The organism is Sphingomonas sp. HITSZ_GF (assembly GCF_029543155.1).
In the GTDB taxonomy this organism is placed as follows: domain Bacteria; phylum Pseudomonadota; class Alphaproteobacteria; order Sphingomonadales; family Sphingomonadaceae; genus Sphingomonas.
In genome coordinates this window covers 349,233-375,575 of sequence record NZ_JARQXA010000004.1, presented here as the reverse complement: position 1 = coordinate 375,575, position 26,343 = coordinate 349,233, and the positions used below count along the sequence as shown (strand labels likewise).

29 protein-coding genes and 1 pseudogene are annotated in these 26,343 nt (G+C 67.4%); 17 read left to right on the top strand and 13 right to left on the bottom strand.

What is annotated here, in order from left to right; translation table 11 throughout:
* Positions 1-77: 77 nt before the first annotated feature.
* Entirely contained in the window at positions 78-668 is a 591-nt protein-coding gene (locus P6144_RS13600) for an HD domain-containing protein (RefSeq protein ID WP_277768298.1), read from the bottom strand.
* Positions 669-860: 192 nt separating this feature from the next.
* Here P6144_RS13600 and P6144_RS13595 point away from each other — a divergent pair, with 192 nt between their 5' ends.
* The 4 genes and pseudogenes from P6144_RS13595 to P6144_RS13580 form a co-directional block, all read left to right on the top strand.
* Entirely contained in the window at positions 861-1,898 is a 1,038-nt protein-coding gene (locus P6144_RS13595; protein WP_277768420.1) for a histidine kinase, read from the top strand.
* Positions 1,895-2,701: a response regulator gene (locus P6144_RS13590; RefSeq protein WP_277768297.1), complete on the top strand. Its 807-nt coding sequence runs from the start codon at positions 1,895-1,897 to the stop codon at positions 2,699-2,701. The genes P6144_RS13595 and P6144_RS13590 overlap by 4 nt, the downstream gene beginning before the upstream one ends.
* Positions 2,702-3,050: 349 nt before the next feature.
* Positions 3,051-3,812 (top strand): isocitrate lyase/phosphoenolpyruvate mutase family protein, encoded by a 762-nt coding sequence (locus tag P6144_RS13585; RefSeq protein WP_277768296.1) that lies wholly within the window; start codon positions 3,051-3,053, stop codon positions 3,810-3,812.
* Between the two features lie 49 nt (positions 3,813-3,861).
* A pseudogene (locus P6144_RS13580) lies at positions 3,862-4,170 on the top strand (GIY-YIG nuclease family protein); the annotation flags it as partial.
* Positions 4,171-4,513: 343 nt separating this feature from the next.
* Here P6144_RS13580 and P6144_RS13575 read toward each other — a convergent pair.
* Genes P6144_RS13575 through P6144_RS13565 form a run of 3 tightly spaced genes read right to left on the bottom strand, consistent with a single transcriptional unit; the run spans position 4,514 to position 6,873 of the window.
* Entirely contained in the window at positions 4,514-4,786 is a 273-nt protein-coding gene (locus tag P6144_RS13575; protein ID WP_277768295.1) for a DUF3297 family protein, read from the bottom strand.
* A gap of 17 nt (positions 4,787-4,803) precedes the next feature.
* Complete coding sequence (locus P6144_RS13570; RefSeq protein ID WP_277768294.1) at positions 4,804-6,453, bottom strand: FAD-dependent oxidoreductase; 1,650 nt, start codon at positions 6,451-6,453, stop codon at positions 4,804-4,806.
* A 51-nt stretch (positions 6,454-6,504) separates the two neighbouring features.
* Positions 6,505-6,873: a hypothetical protein gene (locus P6144_RS13565; RefSeq protein WP_277768293.1), complete on the bottom strand. Its 369-nt coding sequence runs from the start codon at positions 6,871-6,873 to the stop codon at positions 6,505-6,507.
* Between the two features lie 143 nt (positions 6,874-7,016).
* Between P6144_RS13565 and P6144_RS13560 the strand changes: the two genes are divergently transcribed.
* The 4 genes from P6144_RS13560 to P6144_RS13545 all read left to right on the top strand — a co-directional run bounded on the left by P6144_RS13560 (position 7,017) and on the right by P6144_RS13545 (position 9,294).
* A complete protein-coding gene (locus P6144_RS13560; RefSeq protein WP_277768292.1) occupies positions 7,017-7,418 on the top strand; it encodes an EVE domain-containing protein in 402 nt (133 codons plus the stop codon).
* A gap of 93 nt (positions 7,419-7,511) precedes the next feature.
* The gene (locus tag P6144_RS13555) at positions 7,512-8,066 is read left to right on the top strand and encodes a sigma-70 family RNA polymerase sigma factor (protein WP_277768291.1); all 555 of its coding nucleotides are present in this window, start codon (positions 7,512-7,514) and stop codon (positions 8,064-8,066) included.
* On the top strand, positions 8,063-8,734 hold the full coding sequence (locus P6144_RS13550) for a hypothetical protein (RefSeq protein WP_277768290.1): 672 nt from the start codon (positions 8,063-8,065) through the stop codon (positions 8,732-8,734). The genes P6144_RS13555 and P6144_RS13550 overlap by 4 nt, the downstream gene beginning before the upstream one ends.
* A gap of 47 nt (positions 8,735-8,781) precedes the next feature.
* On the top strand, positions 8,782-9,294 hold the full coding sequence (locus P6144_RS13545) for a hypothetical protein (protein ID WP_277768289.1): 513 nt from the start codon (positions 8,782-8,784) through the stop codon (positions 9,292-9,294).
* Positions 9,295-9,337: 43 nt separating this feature from the next.
* On the opposite strand, the gene P6144_RS13540 is transcribed toward P6144_RS13545, so the two are convergent.
* The 3 genes from P6144_RS13540 to typA form a co-directional block, all read right to left on the bottom strand.
* The gene (locus P6144_RS13540) at positions 9,338-10,201 is read right to left on the bottom strand and encodes a rhamnogalacturonan acetylesterase (protein ID WP_277768288.1); all 864 of its coding nucleotides are present in this window, start codon (positions 10,199-10,201) and stop codon (positions 9,338-9,340) included.
* 57 nt (positions 10,202-10,258) lie between these two features.
* A complete protein-coding gene (locus tag P6144_RS13535; RefSeq protein WP_277768287.1) occupies positions 10,259-10,822 on the bottom strand; it encodes a hypothetical protein in 564 nt (187 codons plus the stop codon).
* Positions 10,823-10,959: 137 nt separating this feature from the next.
* A complete protein-coding gene (typA, locus tag P6144_RS13530) occupies positions 10,960-12,798 on the bottom strand; it encodes a translational GTPase TypA (protein WP_277768286.1) in 1,839 nt (612 codons plus the stop codon).
* A 327-nt stretch (positions 12,799-13,125) separates the two neighbouring features.
* On the opposite strand from typA, the gene P6144_RS13525 reads away from it, so the two are divergent.
* The 6 genes from P6144_RS13525 (at position 13,126) to P6144_RS13500 (ending at position 18,109) form a co-directional block, all read left to right on the top strand.
* The gene (locus P6144_RS13525; RefSeq protein ID WP_277768285.1) at positions 13,126-13,698 is read left to right on the top strand and encodes an NAD(P)H-dependent oxidoreductase; all 573 of its coding nucleotides are present in this window, start codon (positions 13,126-13,128) and stop codon (positions 13,696-13,698) included.
* 113 nt (positions 13,699-13,811) lie between these two features.
* The gene (locus P6144_RS13520) at positions 13,812-15,167 is read left to right on the top strand and encodes a S41 family peptidase (RefSeq protein ID WP_277768284.1); all 1,356 of its coding nucleotides are present in this window, start codon (positions 13,812-13,814) and stop codon (positions 15,165-15,167) included.
* 54 nt (positions 15,168-15,221) lie between these two features.
* Positions 15,222-15,569 (top strand): hypothetical protein, encoded by a 348-nt coding sequence (locus tag P6144_RS13515; protein WP_277768283.1) that lies wholly within the window; start codon positions 15,222-15,224, stop codon positions 15,567-15,569.
* A gap of 111 nt (positions 15,570-15,680) precedes the next feature.
* A complete protein-coding gene (locus P6144_RS13510) occupies positions 15,681-16,880 on the top strand; it encodes a toxic anion resistance protein (protein WP_277768282.1) in 1,200 nt (399 codons plus the stop codon).
* A gap of 3 nt (positions 16,881-16,883) precedes the next feature.
* Complete coding sequence (locus P6144_RS13505; RefSeq protein ID WP_277768281.1) at positions 16,884-17,594, top strand: hypothetical protein; 711 nt, start codon at positions 16,884-16,886, stop codon at positions 17,592-17,594.
* The gene (locus P6144_RS13500) at positions 17,591-18,109 is read left to right on the top strand and encodes a hypothetical protein (RefSeq protein ID WP_277768280.1); all 519 of its coding nucleotides are present in this window, start codon (positions 17,591-17,593) and stop codon (positions 18,107-18,109) included. Before P6144_RS13505 ends, P6144_RS13500 begins: the two co-directional genes overlap by 4 nt.
* Here P6144_RS13500 and P6144_RS13495 read toward each other — a convergent pair.
* The gene (locus P6144_RS13495; protein WP_277768279.1) at positions 18,075-18,527 is read right to left on the bottom strand and encodes an Rrf2 family transcriptional regulator; all 453 of its coding nucleotides are present in this window, start codon (positions 18,525-18,527) and stop codon (positions 18,075-18,077) included. The two genes, P6144_RS13500 and P6144_RS13495, sit on opposite strands and share 35 nt — an antisense overlap.
* Before the next feature lie 88 nt (positions 18,528-18,615).
* Between P6144_RS13495 and P6144_RS13490 the strand changes: the two genes are divergently transcribed.
* Entirely contained in the window at positions 18,616-19,404 is a 789-nt protein-coding gene (locus P6144_RS13490) for a class I SAM-dependent methyltransferase (RefSeq protein WP_277768278.1), read from the top strand.
* Between the two features lies 1 nt (position 19,405).
* Here the strand turns inward: P6144_RS13490 and P6144_RS13485 are convergent, their stop codons facing one another.
* The 4 genes from P6144_RS13485 to ubiA form a co-directional block, all read right to left on the bottom strand.
* Positions 19,406-20,032, bottom strand: coding sequence for a hypothetical protein (locus tag P6144_RS13485; protein WP_277768277.1), 627 nt, complete (start codon positions 20,030-20,032; stop codon positions 19,406-19,408).
* A gap of 188 nt (positions 20,033-20,220) precedes the next feature.
* A complete protein-coding gene (locus tag P6144_RS13480) occupies positions 20,221-21,003 on the bottom strand; it encodes a 3'(2'),5'-bisphosphate nucleotidase CysQ (RefSeq protein WP_277768276.1) in 783 nt (260 codons plus the stop codon).
* Positions 20,996-22,342 (bottom strand): metallopeptidase TldD-related protein, encoded by a 1,347-nt coding sequence (locus P6144_RS13475; protein WP_277768275.1) that lies wholly within the window; start codon positions 22,340-22,342, stop codon positions 20,996-20,998. The genes P6144_RS13480 and P6144_RS13475 overlap by 8 nt, the downstream gene beginning before the upstream one ends.
* A gap of 31 nt (positions 22,343-22,373) precedes the next feature.
* Positions 22,374-23,288 carry a 4-hydroxybenzoate octaprenyltransferase gene (gene ubiA / locus P6144_RS13470; RefSeq protein WP_277768274.1) on the bottom strand — a complete coding sequence of 305 codons (915 nt, stop codon included), beginning with the start codon at positions 23,286-23,288 and terminating at the stop codon, positions 22,374-22,376.
* A gap of 113 nt (positions 23,289-23,401) precedes the next feature.
* Between ubiA and P6144_RS13465 the strand changes: the two genes are divergently transcribed.
* Together P6144_RS13465 and P6144_RS13460 are read left to right on the top strand one after the other, a co-directional pair.
* On the top strand, positions 23,402-24,109 hold the full coding sequence (locus tag P6144_RS13465) for an EF-hand domain-containing protein (RefSeq protein ID WP_277768273.1): 708 nt from the start codon (positions 23,402-23,404) through the stop codon (positions 24,107-24,109).
* Positions 24,110-24,154: 45 nt separating this feature from the next.
* The gene (locus tag P6144_RS13460) at positions 24,155-24,895 is read left to right on the top strand and encodes a 16S rRNA (uracil(1498)-N(3))-methyltransferase (RefSeq protein WP_277768272.1); all 741 of its coding nucleotides are present in this window, start codon (positions 24,155-24,157) and stop codon (positions 24,893-24,895) included.
* 111 nt (positions 24,896-25,006) lie between these two features.
* On the opposite strand, the gene P6144_RS13455 is transcribed toward P6144_RS13460, so the two are convergent.
* Complete coding sequence (locus P6144_RS13455; RefSeq protein WP_277768271.1) at positions 25,007-26,305, bottom strand: DUF1295 domain-containing protein; 1,299 nt, start codon at positions 26,303-26,305, stop codon at positions 25,007-25,009.
* Positions 26,306-26,343 lie beyond the last annotated feature (38 nt).

The window sequence follows — 26,343 nt, the reverse complement described above, 5'->3', positions numbered from 1 at the left end:
TCGCTGCAAGCACGAAACAGCCGCCGTCCCGGGCAACCGGGGCGGCGGTTTTCGTTTGGGTACTTTCCCCGATCGCCTCAGGCCAGCTCGGCCGCCCTGGCGTAGAGGCTGTTGATCGGCCGCGCGAACACCCGCCGCACCATCGGCTCGAAGAAGGCAAGCGGCGCGCTGGCATAGGCGGGGTCGAACGCCGCCTGGTCGTACTTCTCGCAGAATTCCGCGCAGGCCTCGAAATGCGGATGCCCGCGGAACGCCTCGCGCACGTCGCGGTCCATCCCGAGATGGTGGAAGAAATAATAGCCCTGGAAGGCACCGTGCCTGTCGGCGATCCAGTGCAGTTCCTCGCTGACGAAGGGGCGCAGGATCGCTGCGGCGATCTCCGGATGATTGTAGCTGCCCAGCGTGTCGCCGATGTCGTGGAGCAGCGCCATCACCACATAGTCTTCGCCCCGGCCGTCGCGGTGCGCACGCGTCGCGGTCTGCAGCGAATGCTCGAGCCGGTCGATCGCAAAGCCGCCGAAATCGCCGTCGAGCAGCTTCAGATGCGTCAGGATCCGGTCGGGCAGCCCGCCAGCAAAGCCGCGGAACGCGCCGCCGATGATCGCCCAGTCCTCGGCCGTGCCCTCAGCCATCGCATGGAATTTCGCGCGTTCGCCGCCCTGGTCCATCCTCGCTCTCCCATTTCGTGCCGGTCTTGCGCCGGCGCCGCGACGCTACGCCTCTTTGCCCCGCTCGGCGAGCGGTGTTAGAGGCAGGACGTGGCTACCCTGGACCCAAGCTCTCCGTTCCTCGTCCAGCCGTTGAAGCAGCCGGCCGCGTTGTCGCGTCCGTTCTTCGAGGACAAGAACCGCGCCTTCTGGATGCTCCAGGCCGGCGGCTGGACCGGCTATCTGCTGCTGCGCACGGTTTCCTCGGTGTCGAACTCGCAGCCGATCGAAGGCGCGATCGCCGGCATTGTCGAGGCAATCATCGGCTATTGCCTCACGCTGCTGCTCTCGGCGCTCTACGGCACCTATCGCAAGCTGCCCCGCGTCCCCTCGATCCTGCTGACCCTGGCGACGCTCGGCATCGCCACGATCATCTATGCGGTGCTCGACGCGTTCATCTATTCCTTCGTCAAGATGCCCACCCCCGGCATCACGCTCACGCTGGTCACGGGCACGGTGTTCATCAACTTCACCGTGCTGGCCGGCTGGTCCGCGCTCTATTTCGCGATCAACTTCTATCTGATCGTCGAGCGGCAGATCGATCAGATGCAGGCGCTGGAGATGCAGGCGAGCCAGGCCCAGCTGGCGATGCTGCGCTACCAGCTCAATCCGCATTTCCTGTTCAACACGCTCAACTCGATCTCGACGCTGGTGCTGCTCAAGCAGACCGAGCGGGCGAACATCATGCTGAGCCGCCTCAGCTCGTTCCTGCGCTACACGCTGGCCAACGAGCCGACCGCGCACGTCACGCTCCAGCAGGAGGCGGAGACGCTCAAGCTCTATCTCGAGATCGAGAAGATGCGCTTCGACGAGCGGCTGCGCACCCATTTCGAGATCGACGAGCGCGTCGCCAAGGCGCGGCTGCCGTCGCTGCTGCTCCAGCCGCTGGTCGAAAACGCGATCAAATATGCCGTCACGCCCCAGGAAGAGGGCGCCGATATCACCGTTTCCGCTCGGCTCGCCGGAGAACGAGTGCAGATCGCCGTATCCGATACGGGTCCGGGATTGATCGAGGCCAGGCAGCGTCCGACCCTTTCAACTGGCGTGGGGCTCGCCAATATCAAGGAGCGGTTGGCCCAGGCTTTTGGGCCTGACCATCGATTCGAGGCGCGTTCGGACCCAGGGAAGGGGTTCAGCGTTGAGATCGAGATACCGTTCCAGATCGAGGAACCTAATCGAGAGGCCGCATGACCATCCGCACCATCCTGGTAGATGACGAACCCCTGGCCATTCAGGGGCTCGAGCTGAGGCTCCAGGAACATGAAGATGTCGAGATCATCGACAAATGTTCGAACGGACGCGAGGCGATCCGTTCCATCAAGACCCATAAGCCCGACCTTGTATTCCTGGACATCCAGATGCCCGGCTTCGACGGCTTCTCCGTCGTCCAGGGGCTGATGGAGATCGAACCGCCGCTGTTCGTCTTCGTCACGGCCTATAGCGATCATGCCATCCGCGCCTTCGAGGCGCAGGCGATGGATTATCTGATGAAGCCGGTCGAGCCCGCGCGCCTGGCCGACACGATCGAGCGCGTCCGCCAGCGCCTCAGCGAGAAGCGCGGTGTCGAGGAGATCGAGAAGCTCAAGGAAGTGCTCGCCGAAGTCGCCCCGGAGGCGGTCGACGAGATCGCCGCTTCCGCGATGGACGGCGAAGTCGCCTCCAACCGCTTCGAGAAGCTGATCAACATCAAGGATCGCGGCCAGATCTTCCGCGTCGACGTCGACACGATCGAGCGGATCGACGCCGCGGGCGATTACATGTGCATCTATACCGGCGACAACACGCTGATCCTGCGCGAGACGATGAAGGATCTGGAAAAGCGCCTCGATCCGCGCCGCTTCCAGCGCGTCCACCGCTCGACCATCGTCAATCTCGACCTGGTCCGCCAGGTCAAGCCGCACACCAATGGCGAATGCTTCCTGGTGCTCGATTCGGGCGCCCAGGTGAAGGTCAGCCGCTCCTACCGCGACGTCGTCGCGCGCTTCGTCCACTAGCGTTGGACTCAATTGGCGTTGATCCCAAAAGCCCTCCCCCTTGATGGGGGAGGGTTGGGTGGGGGTGACCTCTCCGCATCGGACAGTCGCGCGAGGAGAGCCCCCTCTCCCCACCCTCTCTCCAAAGGGGAGAGGGTTCCAATAGCCAGATCCAGGCTAAGCAGAGTTCCTACCCGCGCCGGCAGCGCCCCCGGCCATTTCCATAATGAAGGGTGCACTGGCACCTCGCCCCTGCGGCGCAGACCGGAACGCGTTCCCGCCCTCCCATCGCGGTCAACCCAGAGCCCACGGACTCTTGCCTCGCCCGCCCCGCTCCTATAGAACATTACAAGAACAACAGGGGTTCTCCATGTCCAAGTTCCAGTCCTTCGCCGCGCTTCACGTCCCGGGCGATCCGGTGATCCTGTTCAACGTGTGGGACGCAGGCAGCGCGCGCGTGGCCGAGCGTGCGGGGGCGAAGGCGATCGCCACCGGCAGCGCTTCGGTATCCACCGCGCATGGCTATGACGATGCCGAGGCATTGCCGCTCGATCTGGCGCTGGCCAATGCCCGCCGCACTGCGGCGGCGGTATCGCTGCCGGTGAGCGTCGATTTCGAGGGCGGCTATGCCGTCGATCCCGATGCAGTCGCCGCCAATGTCGAGAAGCTCGCCGCTACCGGGGCGATCGGCTGCAATTTCGAGGATCAGATCGTCACCAGCCACGGCACGGCGGCGCGGGAGATGCACAGCGTCGCGGACCAGGCGGCCCGCATCGCCGCGATCCGCTGGACCGTCGGGCCGGACTTCTTCCTCAATGCCCGCACCGACATCTTCCTGATCGCCCCTGGCGACAGTCATGACGAAACGATGGCCGATGCGGCGATCGCGCGCGGCAAGGCCTATGCCGATGCCGGCGCCAGCGGCTTCTTCGTGCCGGGCCTTGCCGATCTCGCCTTGCTGGAGCGTGTGGCGCGGGCAGTGCCGCTGCCGGTCAACTTCATGGCCTTTCCCGGCGCCCCCGATGCTCGGGCCGTCGCGGGGACCGGCGTGGCCCGGATCAGCCACGGCCCCTTCCCCCACCTCGCCGCGCTCAAGGCCTTCGAGGACGCAGCCCGGGCGGCGTTCGCTTAAGCGTCATGCTGAACTTGTTTCAGCATCCAAGGTGCGGCGGGCGGTAAGGGTGTCGAGGGACCGCACCCCTTGCACCTACATCCTCGCCAGTGGACCGAGAGGCACGATCTACATCGGCGTCACCTCGGACCTGCCCGGCCGGCTCTTCCAGCATCGCACGGGCGTGACCGGCGGTTTCGCGAGCAAGTACGGGACTTATCGGCTCGTCTGGTATGAAGTCGCCGAATGCATGGATGCAGCGATTGCCCGCGAGAAGCAGCTCAAGCGCTGGCACCGCGACTGGAAGCTCAACCTGATCGAGCGCCAGAACCCGGAATGGAACGACCTGGCCCACTCTCTAGGAATCGCCGAACCGCTGTCCCACCCCCGCCGTCATGCTGAACTCGTTTCAACATCTAAGGTGCGGCAGGCGGCGCCGCCCGATCTTCTTCGCCATGGCCAGGCCCGACCTTGGACCCTGAAACAAGTTCAGGGTGACGAAGTAAAATAGGGCAAACACTCCGCGCCGCAGCAGGAGCCGGCTACTTGAAATGTAGGATTTCGCCCGCCACTTCCGGCGGGCTCTTTCTCACCGTCGAGACCGCACGCGCCTGCCCGTCCGCGCGCGTCAACATAACGCGCAACCGAAAGGTTGAACGTCGGCCCCGCACATGAAAGCGAGTCAACGGAATCAACGAATCGCTCAACCGGATGGTTGAGGATCAGCCCTCGGCGCTGTCGTCCGCGGCGCCTTCGGCAGGCCGCTCGAACCAGGCTTCGACCGGGCCGACCAGCTTGATCGTCAGCGGGTTGCCCTTGCGGTCGACCTTGTTGCCCAGCGCGACGCGGACCCAGCCTTCGGAAATGCAATATTCCTCGACGTCGCGGCGCTCGTTGCCCTTGAAGCGGATGCCGATGCCGCGCTCCAGCAGCTCGCGCTGGAAATAGGGGCTGTTCTGGTTGACCGACAGGCGGTCGGGAGGCGTGTCACTCATGGGCCAGCCCTTTGCCGCTATTGGCGCAGGCTTTCAAGGTAGCGGTGGATCGACGATACCACCACCGATCCCTCGCCGACGCCCGAGGCGACGCGCTTGACCGATCCCGAGCGGACGTCGCCGACTGCGAAGATGCCGGGCTTGGACGAGCAGAAGAAGGTCTCGCCACTGCCCGTCTTCACGAAGCCGGCGGAATCCAGCTCCAGGCAATCCTCCAGCCAGTCGGTCGAGGGCACCGCGCCGATCATCACGAACAAGGCGCCGATATCCCGCTGCACCGACTCGCCGCTGTGCCGGTGCGTCCAGCTGCACCCGGTCAGATGCCGCTCGCCCTCCAGCGCGGTCACTTCGGTGAAGGGATGGAGCGTGATCCGGTCGGAAGCCTCGATCCGCTCGATCAGATAGCGCGACATCGTCTCGGCCAGCCCGGGGCCGCGCACCAGCATGTGGACGTGCCCGGCGGTGCGGGCGAGGAACATCGCTGCCTGCCCGGCCGAATTGCCGCCGCCGATCACCACCACTTCCTGGTTGGCGCAGAGGCCGGCCTCCATCGCGGTGGCGGCATAATAGATGCCGTTGCCCTCCAGCTCGGCATAGCGCGGCAAGTCGAGCTTGCGGTAGCGGGCACCGGTGGCGACCACTACGGCGCGGGCACGCACTTCGGTGTCGTCGTCGAGCTTCACCACAAAGGGTGCACCCGAGCAGTCGAGCCCCGCCGCGCCCCGCGAGACGAGCAGCCGCGCGCCGAACTTCTGCGCCTGCACCTGCGCCCGCCCGGCGAGCGCCTGGCCCGAAATGCCGGTGGGAAAGCCCAGATAATTCTCGATCTTCGAGCTGGTGCCCGCCTGCCCGCCCGGCGCGATCGATTCGATCACGATGGTGTCGAGCCCTTCGGAGGCGGCATAGACGGCCGAAGCCAGCCCCGCCGGGCCACCGCCCACCACCGCGACGTCATGGACATGGTTCTGGTCGAGCTCGACGGTAAGGCCCAGCGCATCGGCGACCTGGGCGTTGCTCGGCCGGCGCAGCGCCTGGCCGCGGACCAGCACCACCGGCAGATCGGCGTCGGTGAGCTGGAAGCATTCGAGGAAACCCCCGGCATCGACATCGGCCTCGGTATCGATGCGGCGATGGGGCAGGCCGTTGCGGCGCAGGAAGGTTTCGATCCTGGCAGTATCGGCGGCATGGCCGGGCCCGATCAGCGCCACCCCGGCCTCGCCGTGCAGCATCATGCCGACGCGGCGCAGGATGAAGGCGCGCATCACCACTTCGCCGATATCGGGCTCGGCGGCGATCAGCCGGCGAAAGGCGGCGCGGCCGACGCGGACCACCCGGGTGCCGGCGCGCGCGCGCGCGGTGACGAGGATCTTGCGGTCGTTGAACAGGTCGAGCTCACCGGTGAACTGGCGCGGCCCGTGGAGATGGACGAGGCATTCCTGGCCCTTGGCATCGGCGTCGAGCACTTCGACAGCGCCGTCGAGGATCAGGAAGAAATCGACGCTGCGATCGCCGCGCTCGAACAACGAACCGCCCTCGGGCAGTTCCTCCACCGTGCCGAAGCCGGTGATGCGGGCGGTCATGTCGTCGGAAAGCTCGGGAAAGGTCTGGGCTTCCCGGCGATAGGGATCGGAAGGATCGAACGGCTGGAGGCGCGAATCATGTCCCATGCGCCGCAGCCTAGCGGGGGGCCAGCGCGAGGCTAGCCCCCCTTAAGGGTGTCAGCGGCAGTAGCGGACGCGAACCGAACGGCCATAATAGGGGTCATAGACCCGGCGGACCTCGCAATAGCCGCGATACGAGCGGTAGTGGTTGCGATAATAATAGCCGTCGGTCGGGTAATAGCCGTGCTGGCGGTAATAGCCGCGATCATAGTCGTAGCGGCGGTCGTTGCCGGCGATGGCGGCACCGATGGCGATGCCGGCGATGCCCGCGACGATCGCGGTGCCGGTGTTGTCATGGCCGCGATAGTGGCGGTCGCCATAATAGCCGCCGCGATAGCGCTGCGCTTCGGCAGCCGGAGCGGCCGCGGCCAGGGTGGTGGCGGCGACGACGGCGCCGAGCACTGCCTTCTTCATGAACTTGCTCATCACTTTCCTCCTCATTGCTGGCGCCTGCCGGCCGTCCGAGGAGGGACGAGTCGCGGCGCTGAGGTTAGGGAGATAACGCTCGGCGGCTGAACTGGTTCGGAATCGGTTGTTAAGCAGCGGTTTAGGCGGTTAATGCGGGCGGCATGCGATATTGGCTGCTCCGCTCCGAACCCGATGCCTATAGCTGGGACGACCTGATCCGCGACGGCGCGACCGAATGGAACGGGGTGCGCAACTACACCGCCCGCAATTTCCTGAAGGAGATGGAACCGGGCGACCAGGCACTATTCTATCACTCGAACACCGAGAAGGCGGCGGTGGGGATCATGGAGATCACCCGGGCCTGGCAGCCGGACGGGGACGATGGCAAATGGGCCAGCGTCGCGGTGAAGCCGGTGCGCAAGCTCGCCAAGCCGGTGACGCTCGCGATGCTCAAGGCCGAACCGCGCCTCGCCAAGCTCGAGGTGCTGCGCCAGTCGCGCCTGTCGGTCACGCCGGTGCGCGACGACGAATGGGCGGTGCTGCTGGAGCTGGCCAAGGCCTGACGCAGAAAAAGACCGCGAAGGGTTTTGCGCGGCCGGCCGTTAAGGCCTGTGCAGAGCAGGACAGTCTATGCCGGTCTGGTGTTGATGCATGGGATGAACGACGACGCCGTGATGCGCCGGATCGCACAGCGCGATGCGGCGGCCTTCTCGCATGTCGTCGACAGCCATGCCGAGCGGCTGCATCGCATCGCCTGGCGGATGATCGGCGATGCCGCGGAGGCGGAAGACGTGGCGCAGGAATCCTTGTTGCGGCTTTGGGCCCAGGCCGGCGCGTGGCAGAGCGGGAAGGCCGGGATCGGCGCGTGGCTCAACCGGGTCGCGATGAACCTGTGCCTCGACCGGCTGCGCCGCCGCCGCTTCGCCAGCGACGAAGAAGTGCCCGAGCGCGCCGACGACAGCCCGGCCGCCGATGCGCTGCTCGATTCGGAGCGGCTGCGGGCGCAGGCAGTGGCGGCGCTGGGTGCGCTGAGCGAGCGGCAGCGTGCAGCGATCGTGCTCACCTATTATGAGGAACTGCCCAACACGATGGCGGCGACGGCGATGGACATGAACCTCAAGGCCTTTGAATCGCTGCTGTTCCGCGCACGCGCCGCGATGCGCGAGGCACTGGCGGCGCGCGGGCTGATCTCACTGGAGCGCGCGGCATGAACGGCGACCCCTTCACCGCCGCCGAAAAGGCTGCGCTCGACCGGGCGAGCCCGCCGCCGCTGCGCGCCGGCTTTACCCGCGACGTCACCGCGGCCGCGCTCGCTGCCCGCATCCCGCCGCCGCGGCGCTCGCTGCGGGGAAGCATCCGCCGGCATCGCGGCCTGCTCGCCGGCGCCGGCGCGCTGCTGCTGACCAGTGCGGCCGCCGCAGCCTCTGGCGTGCTCGGCAAGCTGCCCGATCCGCTGCCGGCGATCGCCGCGGTCTTCGCCCCTGCCCCCAAGCCGACGCCCGCGCCGCCGCCCCGGCCCCGCGCCGCCAAGCCGCAGCAGGTCGCGGTGCCCATCGCCTCGCCGACCCCCGTTGCCGGGCCGCAGCAAGGCATGCTCGCCCGCCGGCTGGAGCGCCGCGCAGCGATCCGCGAACGCATCCAGTCGATGACGCCCGAACAGCGCGAGGCGCTGCGCCGCCGCGTCGCCGAGCGCCATCCCGAGATCACCGCCCGCGCGCAGCAGCTGCGCGAGGAAGGCGATCCGCACCCGATCGCCCGCGCCATCTCCGAAAGCCCGCGCGCGCAGCAGATCCGCGAGCGCTTCGAACAGCGCCGCGAATGGCGGGCGCGGCGGCGGGCGGAAATGAACCGCGAAGGGAATCTTCCGATCGACCGTTGAGGAAGCAGGCAGGTCACGGCCTGCCCAGCAAACCACGGAGAACCGCCATGAAGAGCCTGTTGTGTATCGCCCCCCTGGCCCTGATCGCCCTGCCTGCCCATGCCCAGTCCACGCACTCCACCACCGTCGACCGCCCCAATTATGAGGGCTCGCGCACCGTCACCCGTGACGGCCAGGGTTCGGTGAGCCTCGACTCCAGCGTTACCCGCAAGTCCGACGGCGCCACCGCCAGCCGCGACTATGACCGCACCCGCACCGACAGCGGCTGGACCGCGAGCGGCAGCACCACCGGCTTTGCCGGCCGCACCGCCGGCTTCAACGCCAGCCACAGCCATGGCGGCGGCACTGCCTCGACCAGCGCCAGCGCCAGCGCCACCGGCTTCGGCGGCCGCTCGGTCAACTACCAGGCTTCCGCCGCCCGCACCGGCAACGGCTATACCCGCTCGGCCGACCTGACCGGCGGCAATGGCCGCCTGCTCCATTCGCGCGATGTCTCGCAGTCGCGCGGCAACGGCTATTTCAGCCGCTCCGTCTCGACCTCGCGCATCCGCCGCCGCTGAGCTCTCGTCCGGCGGCCCGCAATCCCGCGGGCCGCCGAATTCTTCAGGGCACCAGCAGCGGACGCATCGTCGACACCGCCACCGCCAGTTCGTCCGCCACCATCTTCGAGAAGAAGTCGGCCCCCACCGGCCCCAGATGGGTATAGTCGAAGGCCAGCTTGGCATCGCCGAGCGGCTCGACCGCCGCATTGCTCTGTGTCGCCGCAGCGGGCGCCGCGGGCGTCGCCGCCGGGTTGGCGATCGTCGTTCCGGTGAGCGCCGCAGCCGAGACTTCGCGCACCGGCGGCACCTGGGCGAAGCGATTGGCCATGGACGGTCCCAGCGCCTCGACCGCATCGGCGCTGCGCTTGTTCAGATCGACCAGCGGCACGTTCATCTCCGCCGCCACCTTGCGGATCGACTCCGCCCAGGCATCGAGATCGCGATCGAGCTTGCCGGCCTTGAACTGGCGGCGCGTGAGCGGGGTGAGCAGGATCGGCTCGGCCCCGGCAGCGCGCGCTTCCTTCACATAGAGCCGCAGATTGGCCGGAAACTCGGTGGCGAGATCGGTCGAACGGCCCGGCTTGCCCGGCTGGTCGTTATGGCCGAACTGGATGAGGACATAGGTCTTCACGAAGCCTGGCGTCTTCATTTCGGCGAGCGCCAGGTCCCAGCTGCCTTCCGCCCGATAGCTGTAGGTGCTGCGCCCGCCCCGCGCGAGGTTCACGCAGGCGGCAAAGCTGGTGACGTGATAGGCGCAGAAGCTGCCGCCCCAGCCCGACAGCACCTGCGTGGTCGAATCGCCGACCAGGATGATCTTCGACGCCTTGATCGGCACTGCCGGCGGGCGGTCCTGCGGTGCAGTCTGCGCCTGCGCCGCCGTCGCCGAAAGCGCCAGGCCAAGCCCGGCAAGCATCAATCCACGCATCCAATCCCTCCCGAATCTGTTTGCCCGGAGGCTAGATGACACCGGTGCCAATAACAATCAGGGCAACGGCAGGCGCACCTCCAGGTCACGCAGCCGGCGCGGCTCGGGCGCAGGCAAATCGTCGAGCGCGATGGCGACCCGGCCGCTCTTGTCCGGCTTCTTGCGGAAGGCACGCCCCACCCCGCCGATCGCATCGCCGACGAGCTTGACCGGATTGGTCGCCTCGCCCGGCTCCTCACAGCAGCTGTTCGGATCGATGACCTTGCCGACGCCGCGAATCAGCGCGGTGCCCATGCCGAGGATGTTGATGCCGGTAGTGCAGCCTTCCGACCGGGTGGCGCAGGGTGCGATCGAGGCATTCAAGGCGCCGATGCCGCTCACGTCCGGATTGCTCGGCATCGGGCGGTCAGGCGGGCCGCGCTGGCCGGGCAGCGGCAGGCGCGGCTCGGCCTGAGCGCCCTGGCCGCAGACGACGATCTCATCGGCTTTCCGCGGCGGGCCGCTGGTGCAGGGGTCGTTGAGGATCGACCAGCTCTGCTTGCCGTCGGCTTCCTGCTTCGGCGCGTTCTGCGTGCCCGGCACCTCCTGCGCGGCGATCAGGGCCAGCATCGTCAACAGCATGAAAAAACTCCGCCCGGTCCACTGGGGACTAGACGGAGCTAATCACAGATAGCCGCCTGTAGGAAAGACCCGAGGCGAAGCTCTATCCTCCTACCGTCACCCCGGCCCAAGGCAGGGGGTGACGGTGGAGATCGCCCTTAGCCGGCGTTCTTGGCGCGGCTGGCGCGCTTGCGCTCGTGCGGATCGAGGTGGCGCTTGCGCAGGCGGATCTTGGTCGGCGTGACTTCGACCATCTCGTCATCGTCGATGTACGCGATCGCCTGCTCCAGCGTCATCTTCTTCGGCGGGGTGAGGCGGACGGCGTCGTCCTTGCCACCCGAAGCGCGGAAGTTGGTGAGCTGCTTCGCCTTCATCGGGTTGACCTCAAGGTCTTCCGTCTTGGCGTTCTCGCCGACGATCATGCCCTCGTAGAGCGCCTCGCCATGCCCGACGAACAGGATGCCGCGCTCTTCGAGCGGGCCGAGGGCGTAGCTCTGCGCTTCGCCGTTGCCGTTCGAGATCAGCACGCCGTTCTTGCGGCCTTCGATCTGGCCCTTGTGGGGGCCATATTTCTCGAACAGGCGGTTCATGATGCCGGTGCCGCGGGTGTCCGACAGGAACTCGCCATGATAGCCGATCAGGCCGCGCGACGGCGCCGAGAAGGTGATGCGGGTCTTGCCGCCACCCGAGGGACGCATGTCGGTCATCTCGGCCTTGCGCTGGTTCATCTTGTCGACGACCGTGCCCGAGAATTCATCGTCCACGTCGATCACGACGGTTTCGTACGGCTCGGTCTTCTTGCCGTCCTCTTCGCCGAACAGCACGCGCGGACGGCTGATGCCGAGTTCGAAGCCCTCGCGGCGCATCGTCTCGATCAGCACGCCGAGCTGAAGCTCGCCGCGGCCCGCGACTTCGAACGAATCCTTGTCCTCGCTCTCGGTGACCTTGATCGCCACGTTCGATTCCGCTTCGCGCTCGAGGCGGTCGCGGATCATGCGGCTGGTGACCTTCGAGCCTTCCCGGCCCGCCATCGGCGAATCGTTGACGGCGAAGCGCATCGACAGCGTCGGCGGATCGATCGGCTGCGCCTGGATCGGCGTCGACACCGAGGTGTCGGCGATGGTGTTCGACACGGTGGCGACCGTCAGGCCGGCCAGCGAAATGATGTCGCCTGCCTTGGCTTCGTCGGTAGGCACGCGCTCGAGGCCCTGGAAGGTCATGATCTTCGAGGCGCGGCCGGTCTCGATCACCTTGCCGGTGGCGTCGAGCGCGTGGATCGGCTGGTTGAGCTTGACCGTGCCCGACTGGACGCGGCCGGTGAGGATGCGGCCGAGGAAGTTGTCGCGATCGAGCAGCGTCACCAGGAAGCTGAACGGCGCATCGACGTCGAGCGCGGGCGGCGGCACATGCTCGACGATCTTCTCGAACAGCGGCTGCAGCGTGCCTTCGCGGGCGTCGGGATCGTCCGAGGCATAGCCGTTGCGGCCCGAGGCGTAGAGCACCGGGAAATCGAGCTGCTCGTCATTGGCCTCGAGCGTGACGAACAGATCGAACACTTCGTCGAGCACTTCCTGCACGCGCGCATCCGAACGGTCGATCTTGTTGACGACCACGATCGGCTTGAGGCCGAGCTTGAGCGCCTTGCCGGTGACGAACTTGGTCTGCGGCATCGCGCCTTCCGACGAATCGACCAGCAGGATCACGCCGTCGACCATCGAGAGGATGCGCTCCACTTCGCCGCCGAAATCGGCGTGGCCGGGCGTGTCGACGATGTTGATGCGAACCGGATCGCCGCCGCCCGGAGGCGCCCATTCGACCGAGGTCGGCTTCGCCAGGATGGTGATGCCGCGCTCCTTTTCGAGGTCGTTCGAATCCATCGCGCGCTCTTCGACGCGCTGGTTGTCGCGGAAGGTGCCGGACTGACGGAAGAGCTGGTCGACGAGCGTGGTCTTGCCGTGGTCGACGTGCGCGATGATCGCCACGTTGCGGAGGTTCATGATGCTATCCTGGAAATAAGTTGGCGGGCCCGTACAGCAATTTGTGCGCTGCGGGAAGCCCGGTGTTCGTGCAGGCGCCTCGGCGAAAATGTTGACTCCGTTGACTCGCCATACGGGCGCGGGAGGCCCGAAAGTCACAAAAGTCTCGACAGCTACGCGCGAGGCCGTCCCCTGCGAGATGGGCGTGCGAGATCCTACCGGCAAGGCCGGGCCGCAGCCGGGGATCGGCATTCGCCAAATGGGTGGTTGGAGCGGAACCGCGCATCATACATTCTGAACCACAAAAGCGCCGTGTAGGACAGCGCCAGATCGCATGAAGGGAAAAGCATGACCGAGCCGCTCAAGATCCTCGTCATCCTGGGCAGCGTCCGCGAGGGGCGGATGGCCGAGCCGGTGGGCAAATGGGTGATCGAGCAGGCGGCGGCACGCGACGGGCTCGACCCCGAACTGATCGACCTGAAGGACTGGGACCTGCCCTTCTACCATTTCGCCAAGCCCCCGGCGGCAGGCGGCTATACCGACGCCAAACAGATCGCCTGGGGCGAGAAGGTGGCGAGCGCCGACGGCTATATCCTGATCTGCCCCGAATATAATCACGGCATCCCGGCGGTGCTCAAGAACGCGCTCGACTTCGTCTATGCCGAGTGGAACCGCAAGCCCGCGGCGATGCTGGGCTATGGCGGCAACGGCGCCGCGCGATCGATCGAGCAGCTGACCATGGTGGCGCGCGAGCTGCAGATGGCGCCGCTGGAAGCGTCGGTGCACATCATGGGGGTGTGGGGCAAGGCGCAGGGCGGCAGCTTCACGCCCGACGACAAGGACCTGCGCTGGACCGGGCACCTGCTCGACGAGCTCGAATGGTGGGGCCGGGCGCTGAAGAACGGGCGCGAAGCGGGCTAAGCGATCAACGCAGACCAGAGCGCGACGGAGACGGACGCCGCGACGCCCCTACGCGTTGTACCGATCCCGCCGCCCCGCTAGCGCTGAAGCGTTTCTGTCGGGAGGCGATCGGGATGCGCGCGACTTTGGTGGCCCTGTACTGCGCGGCGCTGGCACCGCCGATGCTGGCGCCCGTTCCGTCAAGCGCACAGACGGCGCGGCCCGCCGCGCTGGACCCGATGCAGCGCAGCCAGGTGATCGGGAACATCGCCGCCGCCGCCGAGGCGCGCTATGTCGATCCCGCGGCCGGCAGGCGGATCGCGGCGCATCTGCGCCAGCGGCTGGCCGTGGGCGCCTATGACGGGATGGCCGACCCGATCGCCTTTGCCGCGGCGATCACTGCCGATGTCCAGTCGGTGATGCCCGATGTGCACCTGCGCGCCGTCTATGAGCCCAACCGCTCCGCGCAGACGGTGCGCGTAGTGGCGCCCGCCGGCCAGCCTGCGCCCGCCGGCTCCGTGGCGGGGCCGCGCAATTTCGGGCGGATCGACCCGCGCAGCGAAGCGCAGATCGCGCGCAGCAATTTCGGCTTCGACGCCGTGCAGCGGCTGGGCGGCAATGTCGGCTATCTCCGGATGAGCCGCTTCGTGCCGCTGGCGATGTCCGAGCCCACTGCCGGTGCGGCGATGGCGTTTCTGGCGAATAGCGACGCAGTGATCGTCGACCTGCGCGGCAATATCGGCGGCGCCCCCGATCTGGTGCAGCGGCTGATCAGCTATTTCACCGGGCCCGAGCCGGTGCAGCTGATGGAGAGCTATTTCCGTGAGGGCGACCGGACGGAGAAGCTGATGAGCCTCGCCGAAGTGCCGGGGCAGCGGCTGACCGGCAAGCCGCTCTATGTGCTGATCGACGCGCGCACCGCCTCCGCCGCCGAGATGTTCGCCTATTTCGCCCAGCACCGGAAGCTGGGCACGGTGGTGGGCATGGTGAGCGCGGGCGCGGGCAATGGCGGGGCGATGTTCCCGGCGGGATCGGACATCTCGTTCTTCCTGACCAGCATCAAGCTGATCGACGGGCCGGGCTGGGAGCGGACCGGTGTGACCCCGGACATCGCCGCCGCACCGGAAAACGCGCTGGACACGGCCCATCGCGGCGCGCTGGCCGATCTGGTGGCGCGTGCCACCGAGCCGGCGGTGAAGCGCGAGCGCGAATGGGCGCTGGAGCTGCTGACACAAGCCGCTGCACCAGCGGGAGCGCTCGATGCCTATGCCGGCAGCTTTGGCACGCGCAGCTTCAAGGTGGAGCAGGGCAGGCTGGTCGCCATCCCTGCCGGCAGCGGGCCGCAGCCGTTGCAACGCGTCGCCCCCGACATCTTCCGCACCGAGACGAGCCGCTATTCCTTCGAGCGCAATGCTGCCGGCGCGGTGACCGCGGTTCGGGTGGAGACGCTGAGCGGCACGGACATGCGCGCGGCCCGCGACGCGGGCTGAACCGCCCTCGCCCCGGCGCGAAACCGCGCTATGCTGGGGGCGAAGGAGAATTCGATGAACAAGATGATGCTGGCGGCGCTGGTGCTGCTCGCCGGCTGCTCGGCCAAGACCGAGAAGCGCGAAGTGAGCCTGGTGCTCGAAGCCGATTTCGCCAGCGGCAAGCTGATGCTGACCTGCCGGGAATCGAGCAGCGGCAGCTGCCATGCGCTGGTGGCGGGATCGGGCGAGCCGGTGCGGCTGACCGCGGCCAAGGGCGCCACCGCCGAGAGCCAGCGCGGCGCGGCGGACGGCGCGCGCTTCTGCGCGGGCGCGAGCGAGCCGCAGAATGGCTGCCGCCTGACCGAGCTGCGCGACGGCGAGAACATCTTCCGGGCAAGCGAGATCAAGACCGAAAGCCGCTAGGGCAAACCCTTGGCCCTTGGCGGGCAGGACTTGGTGTATTACATAAACGACACAGTTGGACTGCCGTCCGGATGACCCTATGCTGGGGCCGAACGGTTTTGGAGGCGTAGAATGGCGAGCGAAACTCTGATGGCCGAACAGGATCTGGTGCTGACTCCGCCCGAGCCGGTGAAGGTCGTGGCGCCCGAGAAGGCGGCCGGGCTGGTGCCGGTGGAGGACGCCAAGAAGACCGAGCTCGAAGCGCGGGTCGATGGCTTCATCGACGACCTCGTCGCGCAGGACGTCAACTCGCCCGAGTTCGGCAAGCGCGTCGATGCGATCGCAGCGATGGGGCAGAAGGAGATCCGCGACGCGGCGGGCCAGTCCAACCGCTTCCTCGACCGGCCGGTCAAGGCGATGGGCAATGACGGCGTCGGCGCCGACCTGCTCGCGCTGCGCAAGAAGGTGGAGGAGCTCGACCCCAGCCAGAACGGCAAGCTGATCGGCGGCAGCGGCGGCTTCCTGTCGAAGCTGTTCGGCGGCGGCATGACCCAGTATTTCCGCAAGTACCAGTCGTCCCAGACGCACATCAACGGCATCCTCAAGAGCCTGGCCAACGGCAAGGATGAGCTGCTGATGGACAATGCCGCGATCGATACCGAGCGGACCAATTTGTGGACGGCGATGGGCCGGCTCGAACAGATGATCTATCTGTCCAAGGCGATGGACGCGAAGATCGAGGACAAGGCCAACGAGCTCGACCACAGCGATCCCGCCAAGGCCAAGGCGCTGCGCGAGACCGCGCTCTTCTATGTCCGCCAGCGCACGCAGGACCTGCTCACCCAGATGGCAGTGACGGTGCAGGGCTATCTGGCGCTCGACCTGGTCAAGAAGAACAATGTCGAGCTGGTGAAGGGCGTCGACCGCGCCAGCACCACCACCGTATCGGCGCTGCGCACCGCCGTGACGGTGGCGCAGGCGCTGACCAACCAGAAGCTGGTGCTCGACCAGATCACCGCGCTCAACACCACCACCGCCGGACTGATCGATTCGACCGGGCAGCTGCTCAAGAGCCAGTCGGCGGCGATCCACGAGCAGGCGGCGAACTCGACGATCCCGGTGGAGACGCTGCAGCGCGCCTTCCAGAACATTTATGACACGATGGACGCGATCGACACCTTCAAGATGAAGGCGTTCGACAGCATGAAGACCACGGTGGGTACGCTGTCGAACGAGGTCGAGAAGTCGAAGGGCTATATCGCGCGGGCCGAGGGAGCGGCGCAGAACCAGGTCTCGGGCGGGGCGGAGCAGTTCAAGCTGGAGGCGATGTAGGCCGTGCCCACCGATGTCGATCGCGAACTGAGCCGGATCGGGAACACGCTGGACCGCGTGCGCGCGCGCACCGACATTGCGGTGTCCGGCCGCAACCGCCAGCACAAGGAAGCCGAAGTGGTCCGCCGGATCGGGCGGATCGCCGCAGCCGACGGCGCGATCCTGGCGGGCGCGATCGTCTTCGGGCTGGCGGTGGCGCCGCTCGGCATGATGGGCGCGATGCTGGTGGCGCTGCTGCTGATCGCGGCGACGATCTTCTTCGCGGTGCTGCCGGCGAGCGCGCCGGTGAATGTCGAGAAGCTGGCCGAAATCCCGCTCAAGGCGCTACCGCGCTCGACCGAGCGCTGGCTCGAGACGCAGCGCCCGGCACTGCCCTCGCCGGTGCGCGGACTGGTTGATTCGATCGGCGTGAAGCTGGAGACGCTGGCACCGCAGCTTGCCACGCTCGACGAGAACAGCCCGGCGGCCATGGAAGTGCGCAAGCTGGTCGGCGAGCAGCTGCCCGAGCTGGTGAAGGGCTATGCCCGCGTGCCCGAGCCGCTGCGCCGGGTGGAGCGCAACGGGCTCACCCCCGACCAGCAGCTGGCGCAGGGGCTGCAGCTGATAGACGACGAGATCGCCGAGATGACCAGCCAGCTCGCCCAGGGCGACCTCGACGCGCTGGCGACGCGCGGGCGGTATCTGCAGATCAAATATCAGGGCGACGAGGGTTGATCCTCGCGCCGCTGGCGCTGCTGGTCGTCCAACAGGAGGACCCGGAGCTCGAGCGGCTGATCCGGCTGACCTATGCGCTCTATGTCGGCGCGGACGCGATGCCGCGCCCTGCGATACCACTGACCCCGAGGCTGGCGGCGACCGAGGCGGAGTGCGCGCGACTGCGGAAGCGGATCGGCAGGCCCGCAGCCCACAAATGCGGCGGCAACCGCGACGTCCTGTGCCAATGCACCAACCCCTATGACTTTGCCTGGACGAAGATCGGGGTGACGGTGCGCTATCTCGATCCGACCACCGCCCAGGCAGTGATCGACATCCCGCCACCGCGCACCGAGGTGCCGGACGGCAAGCCCGATGTGGCCTGGCTGTTCGTCAGGAATGACGGGCAATGGGCGATCGCCGATTTCGGCGAATATGGGCGCGTGCCGGCCAGCTATCGCGACCGGCTGGTGTCCGACATCCAGGCGATGCGCGGGCAGCTCAAGCTGCCGACGTGGCGCTATGCAGGACCGTAGCGCAGCGCGCATCGAAGCTGCGGGCAAGCTCGGCCAGGCTCACGGCACCCAGTCGCGCAATCAATAAAGCCTCCGCCGCGCGCAAGGCGTCGTCCAGCGCCTCGTTGACCGCCGCCTCGACCGCGCAGGTAGGGCTTTCCTGCTCGCTGCCGATCGCAAACAGCGTCGGGCCGCCCACCGCGCGGTGGATGTCGAGCAGCGACACCTTCTCCAGATCGGCGGCGATGGCCCAGCCGCCGCCATGCCCCTTTTCCGAGCGGACATAGCCGGCGTCGCGCAGCCCCGCCATCGTCCGGCGGACGACCACGGGATTGGTCTGCAGCATCTGCGCGATCTGCTCGGAAGTCATCGGCCCATCATGTCGCGCCATGTGGAGCAGCACATGGAGCATCCGGGAGAGGCGGCTGTCCTTTCGCATGCCATGCTTCCTCCAATGCCGGCCGGCCATTGGCAAGCACGGGCTTTCACGATACTTATGATGTTACATGATTCGTGAGAGGCCGACAATGACCGAGAAGAAGCACGAGAACCCCGCGCATTGGGACGATACGGCGGCCACCTACGAGCGCACCGCCCACCCTTTCACCGCGCAATTCGCCGAGGAAGCGCTGGCACGCGTGACGCTGACGCCGGAGACGCGCGTGCTCGACGTGGCGGCGGGCACCGGCGCGCTGGCACTGGCCGCCGCCCGCAGCGGCGCGCAGATCGTGGCGACGGACTTCTCCCCCGGCATGGTCGCGCGGATCGCAGCGGCGGGGCTGGCCAATGTCGAAGCGCGGGTGATGGACGGGCAGGCGCTCGACCTGCCCGATGCAAGCTTCGACATCAGCTTCTCGATATTCGGCGTCATCATGTTCCCCGACTGGCGCAAGGGGCTGGCCGAGATGGCACGGGTGACGCGGCCCGGCGGGCTGGGAGTGCTCGCCACCTGGCAGAGCGAAGGCGCCGCGACCTTCCTGCTGCTCTCGCAGATCCGGCGACGACTGTTCCCGAAGCTGGACGGCAAGACCAGGCTGCCCGAAGGCGCGGTGGCGCTGGGCGATCCCGAATGGCTGTCGGCCGCGATGGTCGATGCGGGCTTCCAGGCGCCGCGGATCGATGTGGTGGTGCATGATTTCGAACTGGACGTGCGCCAGCTCGACACGCCCGACGAATTGTTCGGGATGAGCCCGGACTGGCTGGCGCTCGACGACGACCAGCGCGCGGCGGTGGTGGCCGAGGTGCGGCGCATGGCGGAAGGCAGGGCGATCCTGCCGATCCCCTCGACCGCGTTGATCGCAGTGGCGGCGCGCTAGCTCAACGCGCCTCGCTGCGCAGGAACGCTTCGAGCATCGCCCGCACCGTGGCGCGGCCCTGATCGGTCAGCTCGACCATGAAGCGGCGCTTGTCGAACGGATCGGGCACGCGAAGGACCAGCCCCTTCTCCTCGAGGATGGTAAGGTGGCGCAGCGCCGTGGTGGGCGGCACATGCCCGGCGAGGCAGGCGCTCGACACGCAGACGTCACGCCCCTTCTGCTCGCTGACGAACAGATCGATGAGGATATCGGACGCAGGCTCGCTGAACACCTGGGCACCGAAGCTGCCGCAGCGCACGTCGCGCCATTTGAGCACGCGCTGGGCAATGTCGAGCAGCGCGGGATCGCCCGCAGGCGGCGCATCGATCGCCTCGACCGTGGCGACCCACACGGTGCCGCCGATGCCGTTGGTGGTGCTTGAAACATGATTGCGCACCCAGGTGATCGAACCGTCTGCCAGGACATAGCGTTTGACGATGACGAACGGGTGCGCGTGCTGGCGTAGATTATCGATATGGATCGTATTCGGGATGCGATCTTCTTGGTGGGTGATCTCGAGAATATCGAGCTGACGAAGTTCTGGAAGGTCACGCTGGACTATTTCAGAGAAAAGCGGATCAGCTTCCAATATGCGAAGGTTTGTATTGGTAACGCATTGCGCGATGATCGACCCCTTGCCGCTTCGCAATTCCAATGCCTCCCTCTCCGCATTGAAAAATGATCTCGCTCTTCTTTTGGAGCGCGATACCAGAGCTAGGAAGGCAATATTTCCAAAATGTGTCCCTGAGGCGGCGAGCCGTCCCGGCGCTGGACAGTTCAGCTCTCGAGCGCCTCGCGGGCGCGGTCGGCCAGCCGTTCGACCGCGGCATCGTGGATGCCGGGTGCGCTGGCGAGTACCCCAAAGGCCTGGGCACGCGGGGTGTTGAAGGCAAGCGGCTGGCCAATGGCATCGCTGATCGCCGCCCCTGCCTCGCGCGCGATCAGCACCGCGGCGGCGACGTCCCATTCATTGCCCCAGCGGATCGTGGCGAGCAGATCGGCCTCGCCCGCCGCGACCATCGCGATGCGCAGCGCGATCGAATTGGGCCGGTCGACCATCCTGAGATCGGCATCGACCTGCGGCAGATGATCGGCAGGCACGCGGGCGCCGGCGAGCTCCGAGCGGGGCGCAACTGCGAGCGCCACGCCATTGCGAAAGGCGCCCCGCCCCGCCTCGGCGGTCCAGACTTCGCCGCGCGCCGGGGCATCGAGCACGCCGATCACCGGCTGGCCATCCTCGACCAGCGCAACCGACACTGCCCAGCCGGGCCTGCCGCGCAGATAGTCGCGGGTGCCGTCGATCGGATCGACCACCCAGGCCTGGCGCCGCGAGAGCCGCGCGCTGTTGTCGGCGGTTTCCTCCGAAAGCCAGCCGGCGTCGGGCAGCAACGCTGCGAGACGCACGCGCAGCAGCGAATCGATTTCGAGATCGACGTCGCACACCGGGCTGCCCGGCACCTTCTCCCAACGCTTGAAGTCGGTATCCCAGCGCGCCATTGCGAGGCGCCCCGCCTCCGCGGCGATTGCCGCGACCTGGGAGGCGAGGCCGGCCTCAGGCACCGGCGATCGTCATCCCGTCGATGCGGATCGTGGGGGCGTTGATCCCGTAGCGGAACTCCAGGTCGCTCGCCGGCGTGAGGTTCAGGAACATGTCCTTGAGGTTCGAGGCGATGGTGATCTCCGACACCGGCCGGGTGATCTCGCCCTTCTCGATCAGGAAGCCGGCAGCACCGCGGCTATAGTCGCCGGTAACGCCATTGACGCCCTGGCCGATCAGCTCGGTGACGAGAATGCCATAGTCGATCTCGCCGACCAGCGTCTCCGCCGGAATGTGCCCGGCTTCCATATAGAGGTTGGACGGCGCCACGCCGGGCGCGCCGCCGATGCCGCGCGAGGCATGGCCGGTCGGCTCGAGGCCCAATTGACGCGCCGAAGCGCTGTCGAGCAGCCAGGTCTCGAGCAGGCCGGCATCGACCAGCTTGACCGGCTGGACCGGCAGCCCCTCGCCGTCGAAGGGGCGCGAGCGCAGGCCGCGCGGGCGGTGCGGATCGTCGCAGATGGTCACCCCGCGCGCGAAGATCTGCTGGCCGAGCCGATCGAGCAGGAAGCTGGTCTTGCGGGTGATCGCCGAACCGGCGATGGCACCGAGGAAATGGCCGATCAGCCCGGCCGAAACGCGGCGATCGAACACGACCGGCATCGCGCCGCTGGGGATCTTGGCCGGATCCAGCCGCGCCACCGCACGCTCGCCGGCGCGCCGGCCGATCGCCTCGGGCGCTTCGAGCGCGGCGGCGTGGCGGGCGGAATGATGGGCATAGTCGCGCTCCATCCCGCCGCCGCTGCCGGCGAGGACGCTGGCCGAGATGCCATGGCTGGTCTGGGCATAGCCGCCGGTGAAGCCGTGCGAGGTTGCCAGCGTCATCACCGAGCGCGAGGCACCGGCGCTGGCGCCTTCGCTGTTGGTGACGCCCTCTACCGAGCGTGCTGCTTCCTCGGCCAGCTGGGCGACCGCCTTGAGCGAGGCGGGATCGACCTGGGCACCGTCATCGAGATCGAGCATCGGCGGGCGGCCATGGAGCAGCCGCGCCTCGGGCGCGAGGCCGGCCCATTTGTCCTCGGGCGCTTCCTTCGCCATCGCGACGGCGCGCTCGACGAGCAGGGCAAGCGCGTCGCCGCTGAGATCGGAGGTGGAGACGCTGGCCGAGCGGCGGCCGATGAAGACGCGCAGGCCCAGCTCCTCGCTCTCCGAACGCTCGACGTCTTCGAGCGCGCCCATGCGCACCGAGACGGACTGCGAGCTGTCGGCGGCGAACACGGCATCGGCGGCATCGGCGCCGGCGGCGCGCGCCCGCGCGACGATGTCGGCGGCGCGTTCGCAGGCTTCTGGAATGGTCAGCATCGAGCGCACTTAGGTATGCAGGCGGTGAAGGTCAAAGTGTCTGCCCCACGACGAAGCAGGCGGCGAACATCAGCAGCCCGGCATTGCGGTTTGAGCGGAAGCGGACGAGCGCGTTGGCGCCGTCCTGCGGGTTCAGCGTGGCGACCTGCCAGAGCAGGTGCGCAGCCATCGGCAGCAAGGTGGCGAGCGCCAGCGGATCGGGGCGGAGCGACCAGATCGCCGCCGCCCAGCAAGCCAGCGCGACGAGGTAGAAGCCGGTGACGCCGCCGCGCACATGGCGGCCCATCGCCCGCGCCGAGGAGCGGACGCCGACCAGCGCATCGTCCTCGATATCCTGCACCGCGTAGATCGTGTCGTATCCGATCACCCAGGCGATGCAGCCGGTATAGAGCAAGGCGAGCGGGAGCAGCGGATAGGTGCCGATCTCGATCCAGCCGACCAACGCCGCCCAGGAGAAGACCAGGCCGAGCCAGGCCTGGGGCCACCAGGTGATCCGCTTCATGAAGGGATAGGCGGCGACCGGCGCGATGCTGGCGAGCGCGACGAGGCGCGCGGGCCAGTGAAGCTGGAGCCAGACGACCAGGCCGATCAGGCAGAGAAGGGCGAGCCAGATCGTGGCCGCCTTCACCGAAACCGCCCCGCTCGCCACCGGGCGGCTGCGCGTGCGCGCGACCTGGGCATCGAGGTCGCGATCGACGATGTCGTTATAGACGCAGCCGGCGCCGCGCATCGCGATGCTGCCGAGCAGCAGCCACAGGATCAGGTCCCAGCGCTCGACCGCACCCTTGGAAAGCGCGACCGCCCAGGCACCGGGCCAGAACAGCAGCCACCAGCCGATCGGCCGATCGAAGCGGGCGAGCAAAGCATAGGGGCGGGCCGCGACGGGAAGCAGGCCCACCAGCCCGCGATGCTCGGTATCGGGTACGATCTGCTGCGCGTCTGCCATGGCCCGTCCTCCGCGCAAGGCACGCAAAGATCAAGCCCGCAACAATCTGGCATAATTCTGCGACAAAGCGGGCGCACGGGCAGGCTGGGCTCCATTTCATTCCGGAAATATCGATGCGCCTTCTCCTCGCCAGCCTGACGCTCGTGACCGCCGCCACCCCTGCCCTGGCCGATGGCCCGCCCAGCTTCTTCATCAGCCCGATGGGCGAGCCGTTCCGCGGGCCCGATGCGCCGAACATCTGGTTCGACAAGGCGGACGCCAATCATGACGGCGTGCTGACCCAGGACGAGATGGAAGCCGATGCCGCCCGCTTCTTCGCCACGCTCGATCGCGGCAAGGACGGCGAGATCGATCCCGAGGACCTGGAATATTACGAGACCGAGATCGCGCCGATGATCCGGGTGGGCAGCTATATCGGCAGCGCGCCCGAATCGAGCGAGGACAGCGGCGATGGCGACGGCCCCAAACGCAAGGTCGCCTATGTCGCGCAGGGTGCGGCGCGCTTCGGCTATTTCGATTATCCCGAGCCGGTGGCAGTCGCCGATACCAATTTCAACCGCGGCGTCGACGCCAAGGAGTTCCGCACCGCCGCCGACAAGCGCTTCGCGCTGCTCGACAAGAATGGCGACGGCAAGATCGAGAAGAGCGAACTGCCCAAGCTCGACGCGGCGAACTTCAAGCCCGGCAAGCGTGGTGGCGGCGGGCGCGGCATGGGCCGCGGCGGTGGACGTCGTGGAGGCGGGGGCGGCTTTGGCGGCGGAGGCGGCGGCATGGGCGGGATGGGCCCGGGCGGCGGCATGGGTGGCATGAGCGGCGACTAAGCTGGGGGAGTGACGCAGGGCCGATCCGGGCGCTAGAGCAGGCTTATGCCCGCTACGCCCGCCTGGCCGCCCCAATCCGCCCCGCGCCTGTTCGTCGAGACCGAGCTTTCGCGCGGCGAGATCCGCATCGACGGACCGCAGGCACACTACCTGATCTCGGTGATGCGGATAAAGATCGGCGAGGCGATCAAGCTGTTCGACGACAGGACCGGCGAATGGGCCGGCGTGGCGCGGGCGATCGGCAAGCGCGACCTGATCCTGGAAGTCACCGATTGCCTGCGCGAACGCGAGCCGGTGCCCGACCTGTGGCTGTGCGCCGCGCCGATCAAGAAGGGGCGGATCGACTGGATCGCCGAAAAGGCGTGCGAGCTGGGCGTCGACCGGCTGGTACCAGTGCTGACCCGGCGCGCGGTGGTCGACAAGCTCAACCTCGAGCGGCTGCGCACGCACATGATCGAGGCGGCCGAGCAATGCGGGCGCACCGCGCTGCCGCAGTTGGCCAAGATGGTGAAGCTGCCCGCGCTGCTGCGCGACTGGCCCGAGGAGCGGGTGCTGTTCTTCGCCGACGAGACCGGCGGCGTGCCGGCGATGGAGGCGATGCGCGCGCATCCCGGGCCGGCGGCGATCCTGATCGGACCCGAAGGCGGGTTCGACGACGCCGAGCGCGAGGCGATCCGGGCGCATCCCCGCGCGGTGGGGATCTCGCTGGGGCCGCGCATCCTGCGCGCGGAGACGGCGGCTGCGGCGGCGGTGAGCCTGTGGATGGGGGCTGCGGGGGATTGGTGACATAGCCGTCATCCCGGCGAAAGCCGGGATCTCAGGCGAAGGCGCGGGACAAGAGTCGCCTGAGATCCCGACTTACGTCGGGATGACGACCAGTTTCGCCGCGATGGCGGATCAGCCGCGCAGCTTGCTTCCAGCCCAGGCGAAGAAGCGCGGGACCGGCGCGTTGCGAGCCATCCAGGCGCTGTATTCCTGATAGGCCGGGTCGGAGCCCAGATGTAGCTCCTCGGTGCGCGCACGCCAGTAATAGACGCCACTCACGCACGCCATGATCGCGGCGTTGCGGATGCCTTCCAGCCACGTGGTGGTGGCGAGGAAGGGCAGACCCGAGAGCCACCAGAACAGGTTCTTCGACAGATAGGCCGGGTGACGGCTCCACGCATAGGGCCCATGGGTGAGGATGCCGCGATGGGTGAGGTTAGAGAAGCGGATGCCGAAGGCGATCGTCGCCCAGGCATAGATGCCGGTCAGCACCACCAGCACCGCGCCGAGACCGCCGAGAATCCAGGGATGGCCTGCGAACCACCAGGTCCAGTCGGCGCTGCCCGGATGATAATCGAGCACGCCGCCTTCGTTCATCAGCACGAAGGGGGGGTAGCAGATCAGCGCCGCGGTCCAGCCCGCCGCATAGGGCGTGGCGGTACGGATATGCGAATCGAGCGGGCGCATCGTCAGGATGTACCCCGCGGTGGCGAAGGCCACGTCGATCACGAACATGAAGCTGATGCAGTAATTGGCGATCACCGCCGGGCTCTCGAACATCCGCGCGAAGTTCCAGCCGACGAAATCGCCGAAATTTGGCGGCACGATCGAAAGCATGAAGGCGAGGAAGAAGCCCTTCACCGCCCAGCCACGCAGATGGTTCTGGATCGCCTTGTGGTCGATCGGCTCCTTCAGACCCATCAGCCAGGCGCCGAGATGCCAGGCGCCATCCTTCGGCTGCACGAGCTTGCGATCGAGCCACAGGACATAGGGGATGGAGAGCAGGAACAGCGCCGGCGCCGCCATCTCGATGCACCAGATCGACCAGGCGAAATTGGCGTAGCGGCCGGTCCACCAGAAGCGGAAGGTGGCGTAGATCAGCGCGATCCCGCCCCAGGTGAGCCACAGGCCGGTGAGCTTGGTCACCGAAATGTCGAGCGTGTCCTTGAGCGTGCGCGTCGAGGACCAGTCGATCCCGGTGGTCGGGTTCAGGTGGACCTTGTCGACGAGCAGCGACCACAGCACCATCGGGATGGCGCAGGCAAGGACGTTGACCATCGCGGAATAGGGCCCGTCGAGCCCGTATAGCGTGGCGAAGAGCGTCCATGCGCTCATGCCCGCAAGGCCGGCCATGCCGACGCCGGTGCTCACCGCCGAACGGGGGCGCGGATCGGCCTGGGCTTCGGCGGCCAGCTTGGGATCATGATACATGGCGGAAACGACTAGCGCGCAATGGTTAGCGTCCCGTT

What these genes read in the sequence shown, in the direction of transcription:
- P6144_RS13600 (WP_277768298.1), bottom strand. Translation starts at nt 668, where the DNA reads ATGGACCAGGGCGGCGAACGCGCGAAATTCCATGCGATGGCTGAGGGC.
- P6144_RS13595 (WP_277768420.1), top strand. Translation starts at nt 861, where the DNA reads ATGCTCCAGGCCGGCGGCTGGACCGGCTATCTGCTGCTGCGCACGGTT.
- P6144_RS13590 (WP_277768297.1), top strand. Translation starts at nt 1,895, where the DNA reads ATGACCATCCGCACCATCCTGGTAGATGACGAACCCCTGGCCATTCAG.
- P6144_RS13585 (WP_277768296.1), top strand. Translation starts at nt 3,051, where the DNA reads ATGTCCAAGTTCCAGTCCTTCGCCGCGCTTCACGTCCCGGGCGATCCG.
- P6144_RS13575 (WP_277768295.1), bottom strand. Translation starts at nt 4,786, where the DNA reads ATGAGTGACACGCCTCCCGACCGCCTGTCGGTCAACCAGAACAGCCCC.
- P6144_RS13570 (WP_277768294.1), bottom strand. Translation starts at nt 6,453, where the DNA reads ATGGGACATGATTCGCGCCTCCAGCCGTTCGATCCTTCCGATCCCTAT.
- P6144_RS13565 (WP_277768293.1), bottom strand. Translation starts at nt 6,873, where the DNA reads ATGAGCAAGTTCATGAAGAAGGCAGTGCTCGGCGCCGTCGTCGCCGCC.
- P6144_RS13560 (WP_277768292.1), top strand. Translation starts at nt 7,017, where the DNA reads ATGCGATATTGGCTGCTCCGCTCCGAACCCGATGCCTATAGCTGGGAC.
- P6144_RS13555 (WP_277768291.1), top strand. Translation starts at nt 7,512, where the DNA reads ATGAACGACGACGCCGTGATGCGCCGGATCGCACAGCGCGATGCGGCG.
- P6144_RS13550 (WP_277768290.1), top strand. Translation starts at nt 8,063, where the DNA reads ATGAACGGCGACCCCTTCACCGCCGCCGAAAAGGCTGCGCTCGACCGG.
- P6144_RS13545 (WP_277768289.1), top strand. Translation starts at nt 8,782, where the DNA reads ATGAAGAGCCTGTTGTGTATCGCCCCCCTGGCCCTGATCGCCCTGCCT.
- P6144_RS13540 (WP_277768288.1), bottom strand. Translation starts at nt 10,201, where the DNA reads ATGCGTGGATTGATGCTTGCCGGGCTTGGCCTGGCGCTTTCGGCGACG.
- P6144_RS13535 (WP_277768287.1), bottom strand. Translation starts at nt 10,822, where the DNA reads ATGCTGTTGACGATGCTGGCCCTGATCGCCGCGCAGGAGGTGCCGGGC.
- typA (WP_277768286.1), bottom strand. Translation starts at nt 12,798, where the DNA reads ATGAACCTCCGCAACGTGGCGATCATCGCGCACGTCGACCACGGCAAG.
- P6144_RS13525 (WP_277768285.1), top strand. Translation starts at nt 13,126, where the DNA reads ATGACCGAGCCGCTCAAGATCCTCGTCATCCTGGGCAGCGTCCGCGAG.
- P6144_RS13520 (WP_277768284.1), top strand. Translation starts at nt 13,812, where the DNA reads ATGCGCGCGACTTTGGTGGCCCTGTACTGCGCGGCGCTGGCACCGCCG.
- P6144_RS13515 (WP_277768283.1), top strand. Translation starts at nt 15,222, where the DNA reads ATGAACAAGATGATGCTGGCGGCGCTGGTGCTGCTCGCCGGCTGCTCG.
- P6144_RS13510 (WP_277768282.1), top strand. Translation starts at nt 15,681, where the DNA reads ATGGCGAGCGAAACTCTGATGGCCGAACAGGATCTGGTGCTGACTCCG.
- P6144_RS13495 (WP_277768279.1), bottom strand. Translation starts at nt 18,527, where the DNA reads ATGCGAAAGGACAGCCGCCTCTCCCGGATGCTCCATGTGCTGCTCCAC.
- P6144_RS13490 (WP_277768278.1), top strand. Translation starts at nt 18,616, where the DNA reads ATGACCGAGAAGAAGCACGAGAACCCCGCGCATTGGGACGATACGGCG.
- P6144_RS13475 (WP_277768275.1), bottom strand. Translation starts at nt 22,342, where the DNA reads ATGCTGACCATTCCAGAAGCCTGCGAACGCGCCGCCGACATCGTCGCG.
- ubiA (WP_277768274.1), bottom strand. Translation starts at nt 23,288, where the DNA reads ATGGCAGACGCGCAGCAGATCGTACCCGATACCGAGCATCGCGGGCTG.
- P6144_RS13465 (WP_277768273.1), top strand. Translation starts at nt 23,402, where the DNA reads ATGCGCCTTCTCCTCGCCAGCCTGACGCTCGTGACCGCCGCCACCCCT.
- P6144_RS13460 (WP_277768272.1), top strand. Translation starts at nt 24,155, where the DNA reads ATGCCCGCTACGCCCGCCTGGCCGCCCCAATCCGCCCCGCGCCTGTTC.
- P6144_RS13455 (WP_277768271.1), bottom strand. Translation starts at nt 26,305, where the DNA reads ATGTATCATGATCCCAAGCTGGCCGCCGAAGCCCAGGCCGATCCGCGC.